This is a genomic window from Pseudomonas edaphica, assembly GCF_965277385.1.
In the GTDB taxonomy this organism is placed as follows: Bacteria; Pseudomonadota; Gammaproteobacteria; order Pseudomonadales; family Pseudomonadaceae; genus Aquipseudomonas; species Aquipseudomonas edaphica.
In genome coordinates, this window is the sequence record NZ_OZ255725.1 from 2,583,300 (window position 1) to 2,598,170 (window position 14,871).

Below are 14,871 nucleotides of genomic sequence, written 5' to 3' on the forward strand. Positions count from 1 at the left end.
TCGGTTGTCTGGATCGCAGTATAGGCTTCTATCCAGACAGGGGGATAATCGCGGCTCATCAACACACCTGGTTTCTTTCGATGCAATACGCGTACCCCCTGCTGGCCATCTTTATCTGGGCCGGCAACACCGTGGTCAACAAACTGGCCGTGGGCTCGATCTTCCCCGCCGAAATCGGCTTTTACCGCTGGTTGCTGGCGGCGTTGCTGTTTACCCCATTCATGCTCAAGCCGGTGCTGGCCAACTGGGCGCTGATCCGCCCGAACCTGGGCAAGATCTTCATCCTCGGCGTGCTGGGCATGGCGGTGTATCAAAGCCTGGCCTATTACGCCGCGACGCTGACCAGTGCCACCAACATGGGCATCATCCTGTCGCTGATGCCGTTGATGTCGCTGACCGCTGCCATCATCAGCCTCGGCCAACGCCTCACCTTCGGCGCGCTGACCGGCGCAGTGCTGTCGTTCGCAGGCGTTGTGGTAGTGGTATCAGCCGGCAGCCTCGGCGCGTTACTGCAACACGGGCTCAACCTGGGTGACGCCATGATGCTGTTCGCCACCCTGGCCTACGCGGTCTACAGCACCCTGCTGAAAAAATGGCAGCTGCGCCTGCCGCCGCTGGTGTTGCTGTATTTGCAGATACTGGTGGCGGTGGTGGTGCTGTTTCCGCTGTTCCTGTTCTCGGCCAAGGCCGGCTTGGGCTGGGCGAATATCCCACTGGTGCTGTACGCGTGCCTGCTGGCGTCGATGCTGGCGCCACTGGCGTGGATGCACTCGGTGAAACACCTGGGGCCAAGCCGCACCACACTGTTTTTCAACTTGCTGCCGTTGATTACCGCATTGATTGCGGCGGTGGTGCTGAAGGAAAAACTGGCGATGTATCACTTGGTCGGCGGTTTGCTGACCTTGGGTGGGGTGATTTTGTCGGAGCGTTGGATTACGCCGGTGCGCCGTGAGGTTGGCGTCGCCTGACAGATCGCTATCGCAGGCAAGCCAGCTCCCACATTCGACCGGGTTCCAACTTTGGAATGGGGCCAACTGTGGGAGCTGGCTTGCCTGCGATGAACGATAACCCGGTCTCCCGGTTAAACCCCCGCCGCCTTCAGCCGCCGCGCATGCTCGACAAACAACCGAATCGGCTCCGCACCTTTGCCCACCAACCCCATGGATTGGTTGACGATATCGAAGTGATCCAGGGCGTAGTCATCGCCGATGACCGTGCCCAGGTGCGAACTGTAGCGCCCGACCATGCCGTCACACTGGCCCTTCTCGCGCACAAAGCTGCGGGCGAACAACCGGCAACTGCGATTCGTGCCGTCCAGCAGGTTGCGCCCACGATCGGTCTTGCCCGGCTGCAAGGTGCCGGACCACGAGTAATAACGCACGCCATTGACCACTTCGGCGCCCTGCCCGCCCCAGGTAGCGGGCAGCCCTTGAGGATACTGGCGGTTAAACAACGCCACACCGGCACTGGTCAGCGAATGGTGCGAAGCCTCTAGATCGGCCTTGAAGCGCGGGCCGCGATAGCCGGTTTCCAGCAGGCCCATCCACCAGGCGACCAGATGAAACACCGCGCTCATCAGCCTGCCTTTCACGCTGTCAGCCGGGTAATGGGCGTGGATATGGTCCGCCAGCTCCGAGCCATGGTTGGGGCCAGCCACCGACGTCACTGACGCCACCCACTCCGGGCGCCTGGCAGCGGCATAACGCGCGGTGAGCGCGCCCTGGCTATGGCCGATCAGGTTGACCTTGTCGGCGCCGGTCTCGCGACGAATCTGCGCAATGTGTACCAGCAACTGCTCGCCACGCACCTCGCTGGAATCCAGCGGCGCCACCTGAATCGCAAACACCTGCGCCCCACCCGCCCGCAGCGCCGGGACAATCCCGTACCAGTAAGGGAAAAAGCCTACGCGCACAAAGCCCAGCATGCCGGGTACCAGCACCAGGGGGTAACGCGTGGCGAGGGAATCGGGCATAGGGCGAACATCCTGGTAGGGGAAGCGATAACGCCATCCTAGACCAACCGACATGACTGCCCCATGACCGCGCCATTAGAAATGCCCGGCCAGATCGTGCAACTGGCGCTCGGCCTCTTCACAGGCGCGCAGGAACACACTTTTGTCCGATTCCTCACCCTCGGCGGCAATCACCTGAATGTCGTCGATACCGATGTAGACCAGCACTGTGCGCAGGTGCGGGTCAGCGTGGTTCATCGCCTCGTTCTCGCCACCTGGGCCAAACCCATTGCCGCCTCGGCTGGTGATGATCAACGCGCGCTTGCCCTTGAGCAACGCCTGGTATTGCGCGTTGCCGTGGCTATCCAAGGTGATATCGAAGGTGAGGCCCATGCGCACAATCTGATCGATCCAGGCCTTGAGGCCGCTGGGTACGCCGAAGTTGTACAGCGGCATGGAGATGACCAGCAGCTCATGTTCGATCAGTTCGCCAACCAGTTGATCGCTCAGTTGCAGATCGGCCTTCATCACCTTCGGCAATGATTGCGGCTCAGGGTAGAAATTGGCCGCCACAAAGGCTTCGCTGACATGGGGAATGGCTGCGCGGCCGACTTCGCGGCGGGTCAGTTGGGCGCCGGGGTTGGCGGCTTGCCAGGCCTCCAGAAACGACTCGGCCAGACGCCGCGAGTGCGAACGTTCGCCACGCGGACTGGCATGAACAACAAGCATTTTTTTCATCTGTTAAGCCCTTCACGGAGTAGACTCAAGCAACCTGGATGGTCACCCTTTCTGCCATTCAATCTAGAGCTGTGGGTGCTCACCGACAAATGAGCAATAGTTAATCCGGATGAACTCAATTCATCCATGGAGTTGAGATGTTTGCCTCGCTGCCGCTTACTGCCCTGCGCACTTTTGAATCCGCATCGCGCCTGCTGAGTTTCAAGGCGGCGGCTGAGGAACTGTCGGTGACCCCCACGGCGGTGTCGCATCAGATTCGCTCGCTGGAAACCTGGCTGGGCGTGCCGTTGTTCGAGCGCCTGCCGCGCCGGGTGCGCCTGACCGACAGCGGCGAGCGGCTGTTTCGCAGTCTGCATGGCGCATTGCTGGAGGTGGCCCAGAGCCTCGACACCTTGCGCCCACAACGCAGCACCGGGCACCTCACCGTCTCGACCACGCCCGCCTTTGCAGCGTTATGGCTGGTGCCACGGCTGGGGCGTTTCTACGCCGCTCATCCGGATATCAACCTGCGCCTGGACACCCAATGTGAGGTGGTCGACCTGCAACAGGACGCCAGCGTCGACCTGGTGATTCGCTACAGCCTGGGCGATTACCCCCATCTGTACGGCCAATGTTTGTTCGACGAGTGTTTTGCGGTGTACGGCTCGCCCGAGCAGGTCGCGCGCGCCAGTACCCAGGTACCGACCCTTATCAGTGTGCGCTGGCACAACTCCGAACTGTACGCCCTGGGCTGGCAAGCCTGGTGTGACAAAGCAGGTGAAGCTTGGCTTGGCCTGGGTCCGTTGCGCGAATACGACGAGGAACACTACGCACTGCAGGCGGCGATTGCTGGGCAGGGATTGGTGCTGGCGAGCAATATCCTGGTGTCCGAAAGCGTTGCCAGCGGTCTGCTGGTGCCCTATCGGCCGCAGGTCAGTGTGGGCGGTGCCGGCTATAGCGCGCTCTGTGTGCCGGGCCGTGAGCGGCATCCGCCGGTGCGGGCATTTTTCCAGTGGGTGCGGGAGGAAGCCAGGCTGTCCGGTCAGGCGGTGTGAAATCCGATAAAACTTTTTGCGCTGCCCGGGACTCACAACTTGGAGTGATCACGCCGACAGAGCGTGGCGCAAAACCGGATTAGCACCAGGAGATTGAGATGACCCAAGCAAACTTGACCGACGTTGCAACCCTGCGCAGCCGCGCCCGCCAGCACGTCGAGAACGGTGCCGTGACCGAAGGCTACGACGCCGACCGTGAGGAAATTATTCGCCTGCTCAATGAGTCGCTGGCCACTGAACTGGTCTGCGTGTTGCGCTACAAGCGTCACTACTTCATGGCCAGCGGCCTGAAAGCCAGTGTCGCGGCCGATGAGTTCCTGGAGCACGCCACCCAGGAAGCCGAACACGCCGACAAACTGGCCGAACGCATCGTGCAGTTGGGCGGTGAGCCGGAGTTCAACCCCGACCTGCTGTCGAAGAACTCCCACGCCCAATACGTGGCCGGCAATACCCTGAAGGAAATGGTCTACGAAGACCTGGTGGCCGAACGGATCGCGGTGGACAGCTATCGCGAAATCATCCAGTACATCGGTGATAAAGACCCGACTACACGTCGAATCTTCGAAGATATCCTGGCCCAGGAAGAAGAACACGCCGATGACATGGCGGATATTCTGCAGGACCTGTAACGCGCTTCACCGCTGAACCCCATGTGGGAGCGGGCTTGCCCGCGATAGCAATCCAACAGTCAGTGCCTGTATCGACTGTTACACCGCTATCGCAGGCAAGCCAGCTCCCACATTTTTTTGCGCCGGGTCCTTCAGCTACTTGACAGTCTTGGGCGCCTTGCCTTCCTTCATCTGTTGCAGCAACGGTGCGCACTGGTTGGGCTCGTCACCGCTCGGAGCGACCAACGCCAGCAACCCGGCAGCCGGGCCGGCGATCACACCCAGCGCGACCATGCCGGCACCCCGCAACATCAGCGGCACGGCCTTTACACCCGCATTAGGCTTGATAAACGGGCCATTGACGTACAACGGTGAACGCAGGGAGAACAAGCGAAAGCCCTTGGACTCTGGCGTGATGGTCAAGTCCAACTGCTCGGTCGCCATGTTCGCCGTGCCATCGATATAGATAATCGCGTTCTCGGTATCGAACACAAACAGCCGCGTCGTCGCCAAACCCGTCTTGATGCCAAAGTCTGCCGCCGCGCAGTTGATCTTCACTTCCTTGTCGCCAAACAAGCGGCCGACCACGTAGTTGCCCACGTTGAGCCCGGCAATTTCCATCAGGCCGCGGCTGATGGCGCCGTCATTGATCAGCATTTTCAGGTCACCGTTGGAGGTGCCCAACAAGGCCGCCACGGAGTTGCCGCGCCCGGAAATATCAGCATCGCCGTTGAGCTCACCAAAGCTGGTTTTCATCGGTTCGAACGTCGGGAACAACTGTTTGAGCTTGAAGTTGCGTGCAGTCAACCTGGCACGGCCTTCCATTGGCGTGATCCGCCCGTTCAAGCGAATCTGCGCATCCAGCTTGCCACCCGCCACGCCAAAGCGCAGGGGTTGCAGGCTCAGCTCGCCATCGTTGAGAACCAAGTGGGTGTAGAGGTCGGTGAACGGCAAGTCGGCGCTGTGCACGATACGTTTGCCGGTGAATTCCACGTCGGCGTCCATGTCGCGCCAGCGCTCGGTGCGGAACTCTTCCACCGGCAGCACTTTGGTCGCCGGTTGCTTGCTCTCGCCACCACGGGCCTTTTGCTTGGCGTTGGAGTCGGCACCGATCAACGGTGCAAGGTCGGTCATCAGCAGTTGGTTGGACACCAGCGTACCGCTGAGCTTGGGGCGTGGCTGGCTGGCGACGTAGCTGAGGTTGCCGTGGATATCACTGTTGCCGATCTTGCCGTTGAAGTTTTCATAGGTGAATGACGCGCCGCTGGCCTCATGCAGCTTGGCGATCAGATGGCCGTCGGTGGAATAGGCCGGAGAATCGGGCAGCGTCACGCCGGTCAGCGGGTAAAGGTTGCCCAGGCTACTACCGGACAGTTTCAACCGCAGGTCCAGGGCGCCAAGGTTCAGCGGATCGGTCAGGGTGCCGGCCAGTGCGATGCTGGTGTCGGCGATTTTCACTTGAGCTTGCAGCGGGAACGGCTTGGCCGCGTCCTGCAAGGCCAACAGCCCGCCTATCTTGCCGGTGCCGTCGAGTTTCTGGCCGTGGTACTGGCCTTTGACCTTGAGGCCGAATGCGTAGTCCTGCGGCGCCGAGCCTTTTTCCAGGGCCTTCTTGGCATCCGCGTCGCCGACGATTTCACCGAAGGGAATCGGCTTGCCAAGCAGGTCGATGATCACATCCAACTGGGTCTTGAGGGTTTGGTCGTCGAGGGTCACGTGGCCCTTGTCGAAACCGATGGAGCCGATGTCCACCACCCAGCTGGAGGGCTCGGCGTTGGAGTCTTTGGGGTCGAACTTGAAGGTCCAGTTGGCGCGACCGTCAGCCAGGCGCTGCAAGTCGGCGCTTGGCTCGGTGAGGTCGATACGCGGGATCACCACGCGCTGAGCCAACAGCGCCAGGGGCGAGATGCGCAGCTCAACGCGTTTGAGCGTGACCATCTGCGGTTTTTTTGACCAGTCCGGGTTGCCCAGGGTCAGGTCTTCGGCAATCACGTGCGGCCACGGCACCCAGGCACGCCAACCGCCTTCATCGGCCTCGCGCGCCCACACCACGGCGAGGTTGCCATTAATGGCAAACGGGCGATGCAATTCTTCGGAGACCTTGGCATTGAGCGGCGGCTTGATGCGGTTCCAATCAAAGAACACCAGCACCAAGACCACGATAGCGATTAACACAGCGAAGCTGGCGCAGCTCCAAACCACGATTTTACGAGTGCGCGTCATTGCACAGGACTCCTCAACACAGATAGCAAAACTAAAGCTTATAAGGCTACGACTGGCAAACCGCCGGGGGGTTTAACCCGATCAGCGATTTAGTCGCAAAAAGCCACATTCCTGATCGACCAGACAGTTTTCATCATCGACAGCGCACCATTGTTACCCAGGTTCGTGTCGAAAATACCCACCACGGTGCAAAAGCGCGGGCTTGAGAGGCGCGTTCTAGAGCCTCTGCGGGGAACAATCAATTCTGTTGATTATTACCATTGTGTTTATGAACTTTTATATCGACTTCTCGAGAGTAACATTAGCCCTGTACCCACTTTATCGCCCTCCCAAGGAGCAACCCATCATGAAACGCCAAATACTCGCTACTGTTCTGCTGTCGGTCCTGGCTTCGAGCGCATTTGCCCTTCCAGCCGCTGAACAAGCTACCCCACAGAACAAAGCTCAAGCCGTTCAGTCGAGCCAGACCCTGGCCCGCAGCGGTTCGCAAGAAGACGAAAACCGTGACTACGCCAAAGGCGCCGTTGCTGAAAACGGTCGCAACCGCCTGGAAGAGAAAGGCCTGGTAGAAGGTGGCGCTGAACAAGCCAACAAACGTGCTTACACCGAAGGCGTTGCTGAAGGTGGCCGTGATCGTCTGGAACAAAAAGGCCTGGTAGAAGGCGGTGCTGAGCAAGCCCACAAACGCGCTTACACCGAAGGCGTTGTTGAAGGCGGTGCTGACCGTCTGCAAGAACTGCATCAAGCACAGAGCTAACCCCGTGGTGGCCGAGAAAAAAGCCCGATCTGAAGATCGGGCTTTTGCTTTTATCTGATGCTTATCTGAACTGCATCACACCCCAACACCCCGCCAAGTTCGACGTAGCTGAAGCTGTTTTGCTAGAGTGCGTCGCTGTACTTGCCGACAAAGCCCGCCCGCCGATGCTGCCCCGCGCCGAACAGAAGCAACAGACCCGCCTCGCCTTGATGGACGCAGCCCGCCATCTGATGGAGTGTGGCCGTGGGTTCGGCAGCCTGAGCCTGCGCGAAGTGGCCAAGACCGCCGGGATTGTGCCGACCGGGTTCTATCGTCACTTTGAGGATATGGACCAGCTGGGGCTCGTGCTGGTCAGTGAAGTCGGCCAGACCTTCCGCGCCACCATTCGCCTGGTCCGTCACAACGAGTTCGTGATGGGCGGCATCATTGATGCCTCCGTGCGGATCTTTCTGGACGTGGTTTCAGCCAACCGTTCACAATTCCTGTTCCTGGCCCGCGAGCAATACGGTGGCTGCCTGGCCGTGCGCCAAGCCATCGGGGCGCTGCGTGAAGACATCACCAGCGACTTGGCTGCCGACCTTACGTTGATGCCCAAGCTCCAGCACCTGGATGCCGACGGCTTACATGTGATGGCCGACCTGATCGTCAAGAGTGTGTTCGCCACCCTGCCCGACATCATCGACCCACCGGCCCAGGCCCTGCCTGCCCACCTTACGCCCCAGGCGAAAATCACCCAGCAACTGCGCTTTATCTTTATCGGCCTCAAGCATTGGCAAGGGCTGGGCAGCACCGAATAAGCCCGGTCAGCCCGCAGTGTGGAAGCGCTTGGCGGTGGTGTAGTGCTTTTTCCAGTAGCTGTTGCTCAATGAATCGATACGCACGCGTTTGCCGGTGCTGGGCGAGTGGATGAATTTGCCCTTGCCGATATAAAGGCCGACATGGCTGACCTGTCCGCGCCCATTGCCTTTGAAAAATACCGCGTCGCCGGGCTTGAGCGCCTCGCGCTGAACAGTCGCGGCGCTTGATCGATGCATTTCTGTGGTGGTGCGCGGAAGGCGGATATTGGCTTCGGTCTTGAACAGGTAGACCAGGAAGCTGCTGCAATCAAACCCCTGGTTAACCTTGGTACCGCCGCTTTTATAGGGCGTTCCTAGCAGCTCATGGGCACGATCGATCACGTTGTCGATGGTGGCGGAAGGTTCAAAGGCCACAGGCGCTTTTAAATTGGCCGAGGCCGGTATGACGGCGCAGGACAAGCTGAGAATAAGTGAAACCAAAAATACTTTGAACATGCTCGGCGTCGCAGTGGATTAAACACGGCGCACATCGTAATGAAACAGCGCGTAACTTTTTGAACGGCAAATCCTTCAATCACGTAGGACAAATCCAAGAAAAATCCAGTGCGAAACAGATGAAGGAAATTTCATCCTTCACGCAACGGTTCTCAACGAAAAGCGCCCCCATCCAGTGCTATAAATCCAATAGCGCACCAATTTGAAGCGCGACAGCCATTGGCTGACGCCCTATTCGGTGGCATGTCCGTGCTTGCCTACAGGGATTTCCCGCCCATACACACGGTTGGCAAGCCCCTTGCTCTAGCTCATTTATCGCTCATAGCTGGAAGCCTCCTGATGCTGGTGATCCACCGCCGAATCGCCCCCCAAGCCCTCTGGGCCGCCGAACTGCTGCTGAACTTCGAAGCCCGCAGCAAAAGCCGCCTGCGCTGTTTCAGTGCCGACGGCGAAGACGTCGGCCTGTTTCTGGAGCGTGGCCAGCCGCCGCTGCACGATGGCGAATGCCTGCAAGCGGAAGACGGGCGCGTGGTACGCGTGGTCGCCCGCCCTGAACAGCTGCTGCACGTGACCTGCAGCAACGCCTTTGAACTGACCCGCGCGGCGTATCACCTCGGCAACCGCCATGTGGCCTTGCAAGTCGGCGACGGCTGGCTGCGCCTGCTCGATGACTACGTACTCAAAGCCATGCTCGAACAGCTCGGCGCCACCACGCAAACCCTCGAGGCTCCGTTCCAGCCGGAACACGGTGCCTATGGCGGTGGCCATCATCATTCGCGTCATGGCGATGAAGACTTCAATTACCCGCCCAAACTGCACCAGTTCGGCGTGCGTCTATGAACCCAGCCTGGGCGCTGTTGCGTCTGGCCAGTCCGCAATTGCCGATTGGTGGCTACAGCTATTCCCAAGGCCTGGAGATGGCGGTGGAGAACGGCCGCGTCAATGATGCAGCCAGTGCCCGGCGCTGGATCAGCGACCAGTTGCTGCTCAACCTCGCCCGTTTTGAAGCGCCGCTGTTGCTCGCCCATTGCCGCGCCGCCGCCGAACAGGATTGGCCGCATTTGGCGCAGCTGTGCGAAGAGCACCGCGCCAGCCGCGAGACCCGCGAGCTGTATCAGGAAAGTCGCCAGATGGGCTATTCCCTGCAACAGCTGCTCAACGGTTTACCGGAGCTGGACGACGCCGCGCGCCACTTTCTGGCCCAACGTGATGAACCGCACCTGGCCTTGGGCTGGGCCTTGGCCGCCCGCGCCTGGCACATCAGCCCTGATGACGCACTGGCCGCGTGGCTGTGGAGCTGGCTGGAAAACCAATTGGCGGTGCTGATGAAAACCCTGCCGCTGGGCCAGCAAGCCGCCCAACGCCTGACCAGCCAATTGCTGCCCCTGTTGCAACAAGCCCAGCAGGACGCGGCACGCATCGACCCTCCCCATTTCGGCAGCGCCGCGTTCGGCCTGTCCCTGGCGTGTATGGCCCATGAGCGCCAATACAGCCGCCTGTTCCGTTCCTAGGAGACCTACATGAACACACAACCTTTGCGTGTCGGCATCGGCGGCCCAGTGGGCTCCGGCAAGACCGCCCTGACCCTGGCGCTGTGCCTGGCGCTGCGCGACCGCTACAACCTGGCGGTGGTCACCAACGATATCTACACCCGCGAAGACGCGGATTTTCTGGTGCGCAACCAGGCACTGGCGCCCGAGCGCATCATCGGCGTGGAAACCGGCGGCTGCCCGCACACGGCGATTCGTGAAGATGCCTCGATCAACCTCGAAGCGGTGGACCAACTCAACCGCCGCTTCCCCGGCCTGGACCTGATCCTGGTGGAGTCTGGCGGCGACAACTTGTCGGCCACGTTCAGCCCGGAACTCTCGGACCTGACCATCTACGTGATCGATGTGTCTGCCGGTGACAAGCTGCCGCGCAAGGGTGGGCCCGGTATTTGCAAATCCGACTTGCTGGTCATCAACAAGATCGACCTGGCGCCCCTGGTCGGCGCCTCGCTGGAACTGATGAACAGCGACACCACACGCATGCGCAACGGTAAGCCCTTTGTGTTCAGCAACCAGAAAACCGGCATCGGCCTGGATGAAATCGTCGCCTTTATCGAACGTCAGGGTTTGCTGACTGCAGCCTGATCACACCCCCAAAAGGAGCCTGTATGGGACTCAACAAAATTCTTGCAACCGCCGCCCTGCTGCTGGCACCGGCCCTTGCCTTCGCTCACCCCGGGCATGGCGATAATGGTCTGGTGGCCGGTATCAGCCACCCATTGGGCGGTATTGATCATTTACTGGCCATGGTCGCGGTCGGGTTGTGGGCCGCGCAGCAACAAGGCAAGGCGCGCTGGGCACTGCCTTGCGCGTTTGTCGGCGCCATGCTGGTGGGCGGCCTGCTCGGCTTTGAAGGCCTGGAACTGCCGGCGCTGGAAAGCGGGATTGCTGCCTCGGTACTGGCGCTGGGCTTGGCGGTAGCGCTGGCAGTGCGGCCTCCGTTGTTTGTGGCGGTGGCGGCGACGGCGTTGTTTGCGCTGTTCCACGGTGTGGCGCACGGCCTGGAGCTGCCGGACATGTCCAGCCCGTGGGCGTATGCGGCCGGCTTTGTGGCCGCGACGGCAGCGCTGCATGCTGCCGGGTATGCGGTGGTGCGTTTCCTGCCGGCTGCTGCGGCGCCGCTGGTACGGGTTGCCGGGGCAGCTTCGGCGGCAACCGGGGTTTGGTTGCTGGCGGGCTGATTTGCGCCGCTGCTGAGGCCCCCATCGCAGGCAAGCCAGCTCCCACCTTTGACTGTGTTCACAGATCCAAAGGTGGGAGCTGGCTTGCCTGCGATGGCGGTGGCACAAACACCACAGAACTCAAGCCTGCTACCATGCGCGCCTACACCTCTGCCGTGACGACGCCAGCCGATGCCCATCGCTTCCCAACCTTCCTTGAATGCCGTGCTCACGCACTTCCACACCCTGATCGTGCCGCTGTGGCAAGGCCCGGGCTGGAACGCCGACTTGGCGCTGCCCTACGAGGCGCTGGGCGCCGATCACCAGCCATTGCCCCCGCAACGCTACCGCGCCATGGCCTGCGCCCGGCAGTTGTACCTGTTCGCCAGCCTGATCGGCGAGCCGGGTGCAGCGTTTGCCGAAGAGCGTGCAGCGGCGCTGTTTCGTTCGCTGCAACGGCATTTTCATGATGCCGAACACGGCGGTTGGTTTTACAGCATCGACGCCCACGGCAAACCGCTGGACAAGCGCAAAGACCTCTACACCCACGCCTTCATCATCTTCGCCTGCGCCCACTATTGGGCCAAAGTACGCGAGCCGTTGGTGGAGTCGGTACTCGATGCGGCCCTGGCCGTGGTCGCCGAACGTTTCGCCACCGGCGACGGCCTGTACGAAGCCGTATTGGAGCGCAACTGGTCATCGCTCAAGTCCGGCCCACTGCAAAACCCACTGATGCACCTGGCCGAAGGTTTCCTCGCCACCCTGGCCGTGCGTGAAGACGCGATCACCCAGGATGCGTTGCTGGACCTCGCCACCGCCCTGCAGAAGCGCTTCATCGACCGCCAGCACGGCGTGATGATGGAAAAACCGCTGGGCGCTGTGGATAACTGGTTTGAGCCGGGACACCAGTTCGAGTGGTTCTTTTTGCTCGACTCTTCAGAGGTACTGCGCGGCACACCCTTGCATGCCTCGCTGACGCGGGCATTTGCCTATGCAGAGCTTAAGGGTGTGGATAAGTTAAGTGGCGCGGTCAGCGGCATGCTCGCGCTGGATGGCAGCGTGCGCGACGGCACGCAACGGATATGGGCACAGGCTGAATACCTGCGGGCGCTGACCTTGCGGCCGGGCAGTGAGGCGGTGTTGCAACGCCAATTGCTGGCGCTGCAACAGAACTTTTTGCATGAGAAAGGCTGGCATGAATGCCTGGATGCCAAGGGCGCAGTGAGCCGGCGGGATATGCCGTCGACTACACCGTATCACTTGGCGACTTGCTATCAGGGGCTGATCCAGCATCTTGGTTGACCTTTAGTGCCTCATCGCAGGCAAGCCAGCTCCCACATTTTGATGTGTGAACACAGTCAAATGTGGGAGCTGGCTTGCCTGCGATAGCGGTCTACCTGACTGTCATGCAATCCACTTGCGATCCCCGGTAAAACTGATCGTCAACCAACGCGCCGCATCCGGCGTACCCAACCCTGTGGATATCTCCTCGCGCAGCCCATCAAGCGTCGCCACGTTATCTACCGGGTAATTGGCCGGCAACACCACATGAATCTCGATAAACCGCGCCCGCCCGTGCTTTTGCACGTAAGACACGTAGTCATCGAAACCGTGCTTGGCCTGGGCGGCATCCATCACTTCGCGCACTTTGTCATCCAAGTGGTCCGGGGCAATTCCCAGCACCTCACGCAACGCCGGGCGCAGGATCTTGAACGCCGGCGCCAGCATGCTCAGGGCCAGCAGAATCAGGATCAATGGGTCGACATACACCGCCCACTCGCCATAGCCCTGGGACTTGAGCAACAGCGCAGCGAGGAAGCTGATCAGCAAGCCCACCGACAGCATCGCGTCCACCAGCCAACTGATGTTGTCGAACTGGATCAGTGAAGATTTGAGCTTGCGATTGCGATAGCGCACGTAGAAGAAGTAGGCAAACTCGACCACGGTAAACACTGCCGCGTAGACGATCACCAGTCCCAACTCAATCTCACGCCCGCCATTGATGATGCCGAACACACCGTTGAGAAACGCGTAGATCGCGATCAACAACAGGAAGCTGCCTTCGATCAGCAGCACCATCGGTTCCAGGTGCCAGTAGCCGAACTGGAAACGCTCGTTGCTTTTCTTGGCGATCAGCTTGGCCGTGATCAGCATCAACACCTTGATGGCGGTGGCGATCAGCGAGAAAAAGCCGTCGAATAGAATGGACTGGGCGCCAGATATCACACCCGTGACAATCCCGGCGATCGCGACCGCGAACATCAGAATCGTCGATTGTTTGAGCAGTGCCTGCTCACCTCGGTTACTCACATTTCCTCCCGTCAAAACCTTTAAACCGCACAGTGCGGAGGGGTTTTCAGGCGTGGAGTGTACCTTATGTCCTGTTTTGGCCGATTTGCCGCCATCGCAGGCAAGCCAGCTCCCACATTCGGCCGCATTCTCATGCAGGAACTCGGTCAAGTGTGGGAGCTGGCTTGCCTGCGAAGGACGCAACGCGGTCTTAAGCCTTACTTGGCCCCACGCTCAATCGCAAACCCAGCCCAGGTCTGGCTCACCGGCATCAGCTCCAACCGGTTGATGTTCACGTGCGCCGGGGTATTCATCACCCAGAAGATCGTGTCGGCAATGTCCTGCGGCTGGATCGGCTCGGCACCGGCATAGGTCGCGTCATAACGCGCCTGGTCACCGCCAAAGCGCACCAGCGAGAACTCGCTCTCACACAGGCCTGGCTCGATGTTGGTCACGCGCACGCCGGTGCCTTGCAGGTCGCAACGCAGGTTCAGCGAGAACTGCTTCACGAACGCCTTGGAACCGCCATACACGTGGCTGCCCGGGTATGGGTAGTTACCGGCGATGGACCCCAGGTTGATGATGCCGGCGCCACGGCCGTGGGCGATCAGGCGCGGCAACAGCAGGTTGGTGGTGGTCAGCAGGCCTTTGATGTTGGTGTCGACCATGGTTTCCCAATCGTCGAGGCTGCACTTGGGCGCAGGGTCGGTGCCCACGGCCAGGCCGGCGTTGTTGATCAGCCCGCGCAACTTGGCGAACGACGGCGGCAGGTTGGCGATGGCCTCTTCCATACCCTTGCGGTCACGCACGTCCACCACCAGGCCATGCACTTCGGTCTGCTTGGAAAGCTCTTCGACCAAGGCATTCAAACGGTCAGCACGACGGCCGGTAAGCACCAGTTTCCAGCCGGCGTCGGCAAAACGACGGGCGCAAGCTTCGCCGAAACCTGAGGTGGCGCCAGTAATAAACAGCGTGTCGGACATGGTGTTCTCCTTGCGGGCATCGGGAAAAAAAACAGCCAGCAGAATGCCCTTACGCCGCGATTGCAGCAACCGCTAAGCGCATAACTTCATACACGACTGGTTGTTTTTTGATCACATCAGGCAAAGCCTTATAGAACGTGGCGTGCAGCCATATGCACGCAGGTTATCCACAACTGCGCCCACAGTCTTTGGGGGCAAGTGTAAAAAGCGCCAAGCCGCTCTATACAAGGCTTGCAGGCGATTTCAGAAAGTTTTTTGCTTGACCTTGGCCAAGGCGTATGTAGCC

Annotated in this window: 16 protein-coding genes; 10 read left to right on the forward strand and 6 right to left on the reverse strand. The window is 60.3% G+C overall.

Features of this window, described 5'->3' with window-relative positions; translation table 11 throughout:
• The first annotated feature begins 80 nt into the window (after positions 1-80).
• Positions 81-968 (forward strand): DMT family transporter, encoded by an 888-nt coding sequence (locus tag ACQY47_RS11800; protein WP_017136787.1) that lies wholly within the window; start codon positions 81-83, stop codon positions 966-968.
• Positions 969-1,081: 113 nt separating this feature from the next.
• On the opposite strand, the gene ACQY47_RS11805 is transcribed toward ACQY47_RS11800, so the two are convergent.
• Both ACQY47_RS11805 and ACQY47_RS11810 read right to left on the reverse strand, forming a co-directional pair.
• Positions 1,082-1,972 carry an esterase/lipase family protein gene (locus tag ACQY47_RS11805; protein WP_428557141.1) on the reverse strand — a complete coding sequence of 297 codons (891 nt, stop codon included), beginning with the start codon at positions 1,970-1,972 and terminating at the stop codon, positions 1,082-1,084.
• A gap of 75 nt (positions 1,973-2,047) precedes the next feature.
• Entirely contained in the window at positions 2,048-2,689 is a 642-nt protein-coding gene (locus ACQY47_RS11810) for an FMN-dependent NADH-azoreductase (protein ID WP_428557142.1), read from the reverse strand.
• Between the two features lie 137 nt (positions 2,690-2,826).
• Here ACQY47_RS11810 and ACQY47_RS11815 point away from each other — a divergent pair, with 137 nt between their 5' ends.
• Positions 2,827-3,723, forward strand: a complete 897-nt coding sequence (locus tag ACQY47_RS11815) for a LysR substrate-binding domain-containing protein (RefSeq protein WP_428557143.1) — start codon at positions 2,827-2,829, stop codon at positions 3,721-3,723.
• 98 nt (positions 3,724-3,821) lie between these two features.
• Complete coding sequence (locus ACQY47_RS11820) at positions 3,822-4,352, forward strand: ferritin-like domain-containing protein (protein ID WP_017136789.1); 531 nt, start codon at positions 3,822-3,824, stop codon at positions 4,350-4,352.
• Between the two features lie 135 nt (positions 4,353-4,487).
• Here the strand turns inward: ACQY47_RS11820 and ACQY47_RS11825 are convergent, their stop codons facing one another.
• Entirely contained in the window at positions 4,488-6,554 is a 2,067-nt protein-coding gene (locus tag ACQY47_RS11825; RefSeq protein WP_428557144.1) for an AsmA family protein, read from the reverse strand.
• A 346-nt stretch (positions 6,555-6,900) separates the two neighbouring features.
• On the opposite strand from ACQY47_RS11825, the gene ACQY47_RS11830 reads away from it, so the two are divergent.
• Both ACQY47_RS11830 and ACQY47_RS11835 read left to right on the forward strand, forming a co-directional pair.
• Positions 6,901-7,311 (forward strand): hypothetical protein, encoded by a 411-nt coding sequence (locus ACQY47_RS11830; RefSeq protein WP_099548110.1) that lies wholly within the window; start codon positions 6,901-6,903, stop codon positions 7,309-7,311.
• Between the two features lie 164 nt (positions 7,312-7,475).
• Entirely contained in the window at positions 7,476-8,108 is a 633-nt protein-coding gene (locus ACQY47_RS11835) for a TetR family transcriptional regulator (protein ID WP_017136792.1), read from the forward strand.
• A 6-nt stretch (positions 8,109-8,114) separates the two neighbouring features.
• On the opposite strand, the gene ACQY47_RS11840 is transcribed toward ACQY47_RS11835, so the two are convergent.
• Entirely contained in the window at positions 8,115-8,603 is a 489-nt protein-coding gene (locus ACQY47_RS11840; protein WP_017136793.1) for a C40 family peptidase, read from the reverse strand.
• 339 nt (positions 8,604-8,942) lie between these two features.
• On the opposite strand from ACQY47_RS11840, the gene ureE reads away from it, so the two are divergent.
• From ureE to ACQY47_RS11865, 5 genes are all read left to right on the forward strand, one after another.
• Positions 8,943-9,443 (forward strand): urease accessory protein UreE, encoded by a 501-nt coding sequence (gene ureE / locus ACQY47_RS11845; RefSeq protein WP_017136794.1) that lies wholly within the window; start codon positions 8,943-8,945, stop codon positions 9,441-9,443.
• Complete coding sequence (locus ACQY47_RS11850; RefSeq protein WP_428557145.1) at positions 9,440-10,114, forward strand: urease accessory protein UreF; 675 nt, start codon at positions 9,440-9,442, stop codon at positions 10,112-10,114. The genes ureE and ACQY47_RS11850 overlap by 4 nt, the downstream gene beginning before the upstream one ends.
• 9 nt (positions 10,115-10,123) lie before the next feature.
• A complete protein-coding gene (gene ureG / locus ACQY47_RS11855) occupies positions 10,124-10,738 on the forward strand; it encodes an urease accessory protein UreG (RefSeq protein ID WP_017136796.1) in 615 nt (204 codons plus the stop codon).
• A gap of 23 nt (positions 10,739-10,761) precedes the next feature.
• The gene (locus tag ACQY47_RS11860; RefSeq protein ID WP_428557146.1) at positions 10,762-11,334 is read left to right on the forward strand and encodes a HupE/UreJ family protein; all 573 of its coding nucleotides are present in this window, start codon (positions 10,762-10,764) and stop codon (positions 11,332-11,334) included.
• A 171-nt stretch (positions 11,335-11,505) separates the two neighbouring features.
• Positions 11,506-12,615: an AGE family epimerase/isomerase gene (locus ACQY47_RS11865; RefSeq protein ID WP_169986511.1), complete on the forward strand. Its 1,110-nt coding sequence runs from the start codon at positions 11,506-11,508 to the stop codon at positions 12,613-12,615.
• 102 nt (positions 12,616-12,717) lie between these two features.
• Here the strand turns inward: ACQY47_RS11865 and ACQY47_RS11870 are convergent, their stop codons facing one another.
• Both ACQY47_RS11870 and ACQY47_RS11875 read right to left on the reverse strand, forming a co-directional pair.
• On the reverse strand, positions 12,718-13,623 hold the full coding sequence (locus ACQY47_RS11870) for a cation diffusion facilitator family transporter (RefSeq protein WP_170040310.1): 906 nt from the start codon (positions 13,621-13,623) through the stop codon (positions 12,718-12,720).
• Positions 13,624-13,820: 197 nt separating this feature from the next.
• Positions 13,821-14,585 carry an SDR family oxidoreductase gene (locus ACQY47_RS11875; protein ID WP_058422443.1) on the reverse strand — a complete coding sequence of 255 codons (765 nt, stop codon included), beginning with the start codon at positions 14,583-14,585 and terminating at the stop codon, positions 13,821-13,823.
• Between the last annotated feature and the right edge of the window lie 286 nt (positions 14,586-14,871).

Excerpts from the sequence above, each read along its gene's own strand:
- ACQY47_RS11815 (WP_428557143.1), top strand. The coding sequence starts at position 2,827 with ATGTTTGCCTCGCTGCCGCTTACTGCCCTGCGCACTTTTGAATCCGCA.
- ureE (WP_017136794.1), top strand. The coding sequence starts at position 8,943 with ATGCTGGTGATCCACCGCCGAATCGCCCCCCAAGCCCTCTGGGCCGCC.
- ACQY47_RS11865 (WP_169986511.1), top strand. The coding sequence starts at position 11,506 with ATGCCCATCGCTTCCCAACCTTCCTTGAATGCCGTGCTCACGCACTTC.
- ACQY47_RS11830 (WP_099548110.1), top strand. The coding sequence starts at position 6,901 with ATGAAACGCCAAATACTCGCTACTGTTCTGCTGTCGGTCCTGGCTTCG.
- ACQY47_RS11810 (WP_428557142.1), bottom strand. The coding sequence starts at position 2,689 with ATGAAAAAAATGCTTGTTGTTCATGCCAGTCCGCGTGGCGAACGTTCG.
- ACQY47_RS11840 (WP_017136793.1), bottom strand. The coding sequence starts at position 8,603 with ATGTTCAAAGTATTTTTGGTTTCACTTATTCTCAGCTTGTCCTGCGCC.
- ACQY47_RS11835 (WP_017136792.1), top strand. The coding sequence starts at position 7,476 with ATGCTGCCCCGCGCCGAACAGAAGCAACAGACCCGCCTCGCCTTGATG.
- ACQY47_RS11860 (WP_428557146.1), top strand. The coding sequence starts at position 10,762 with ATGGGACTCAACAAAATTCTTGCAACCGCCGCCCTGCTGCTGGCACCG.
- ureG (WP_017136796.1), top strand. The coding sequence starts at position 10,124 with ATGAACACACAACCTTTGCGTGTCGGCATCGGCGGCCCAGTGGGCTCC.
- ACQY47_RS11850 (WP_428557145.1), top strand. The coding sequence starts at position 9,440 with ATGAACCCAGCCTGGGCGCTGTTGCGTCTGGCCAGTCCGCAATTGCCG.
- ACQY47_RS11800 (WP_017136787.1), top strand. The coding sequence starts at position 81 with ATGCAATACGCGTACCCCCTGCTGGCCATCTTTATCTGGGCCGGCAAC.
- ACQY47_RS11805 (WP_428557141.1), bottom strand. The coding sequence starts at position 1,972 with ATGCCCGATTCCCTCGCCACGCGTTACCCCCTGGTGCTGGTACCCGGC.
- ACQY47_RS11875 (WP_058422443.1), bottom strand. The coding sequence starts at position 14,585 with ATGTCCGACACGCTGTTTATTACTGGCGCCACCTCAGGTTTCGGCGAA.
- ACQY47_RS11825 (WP_428557144.1), bottom strand. The coding sequence starts at position 6,554 with ATGACGCGCACTCGTAAAATCGTGGTTTGGAGCTGCGCCAGCTTCGCT.
- ACQY47_RS11820 (WP_017136789.1), top strand. The coding sequence starts at position 3,822 with ATGACCCAAGCAAACTTGACCGACGTTGCAACCCTGCGCAGCCGCGCC.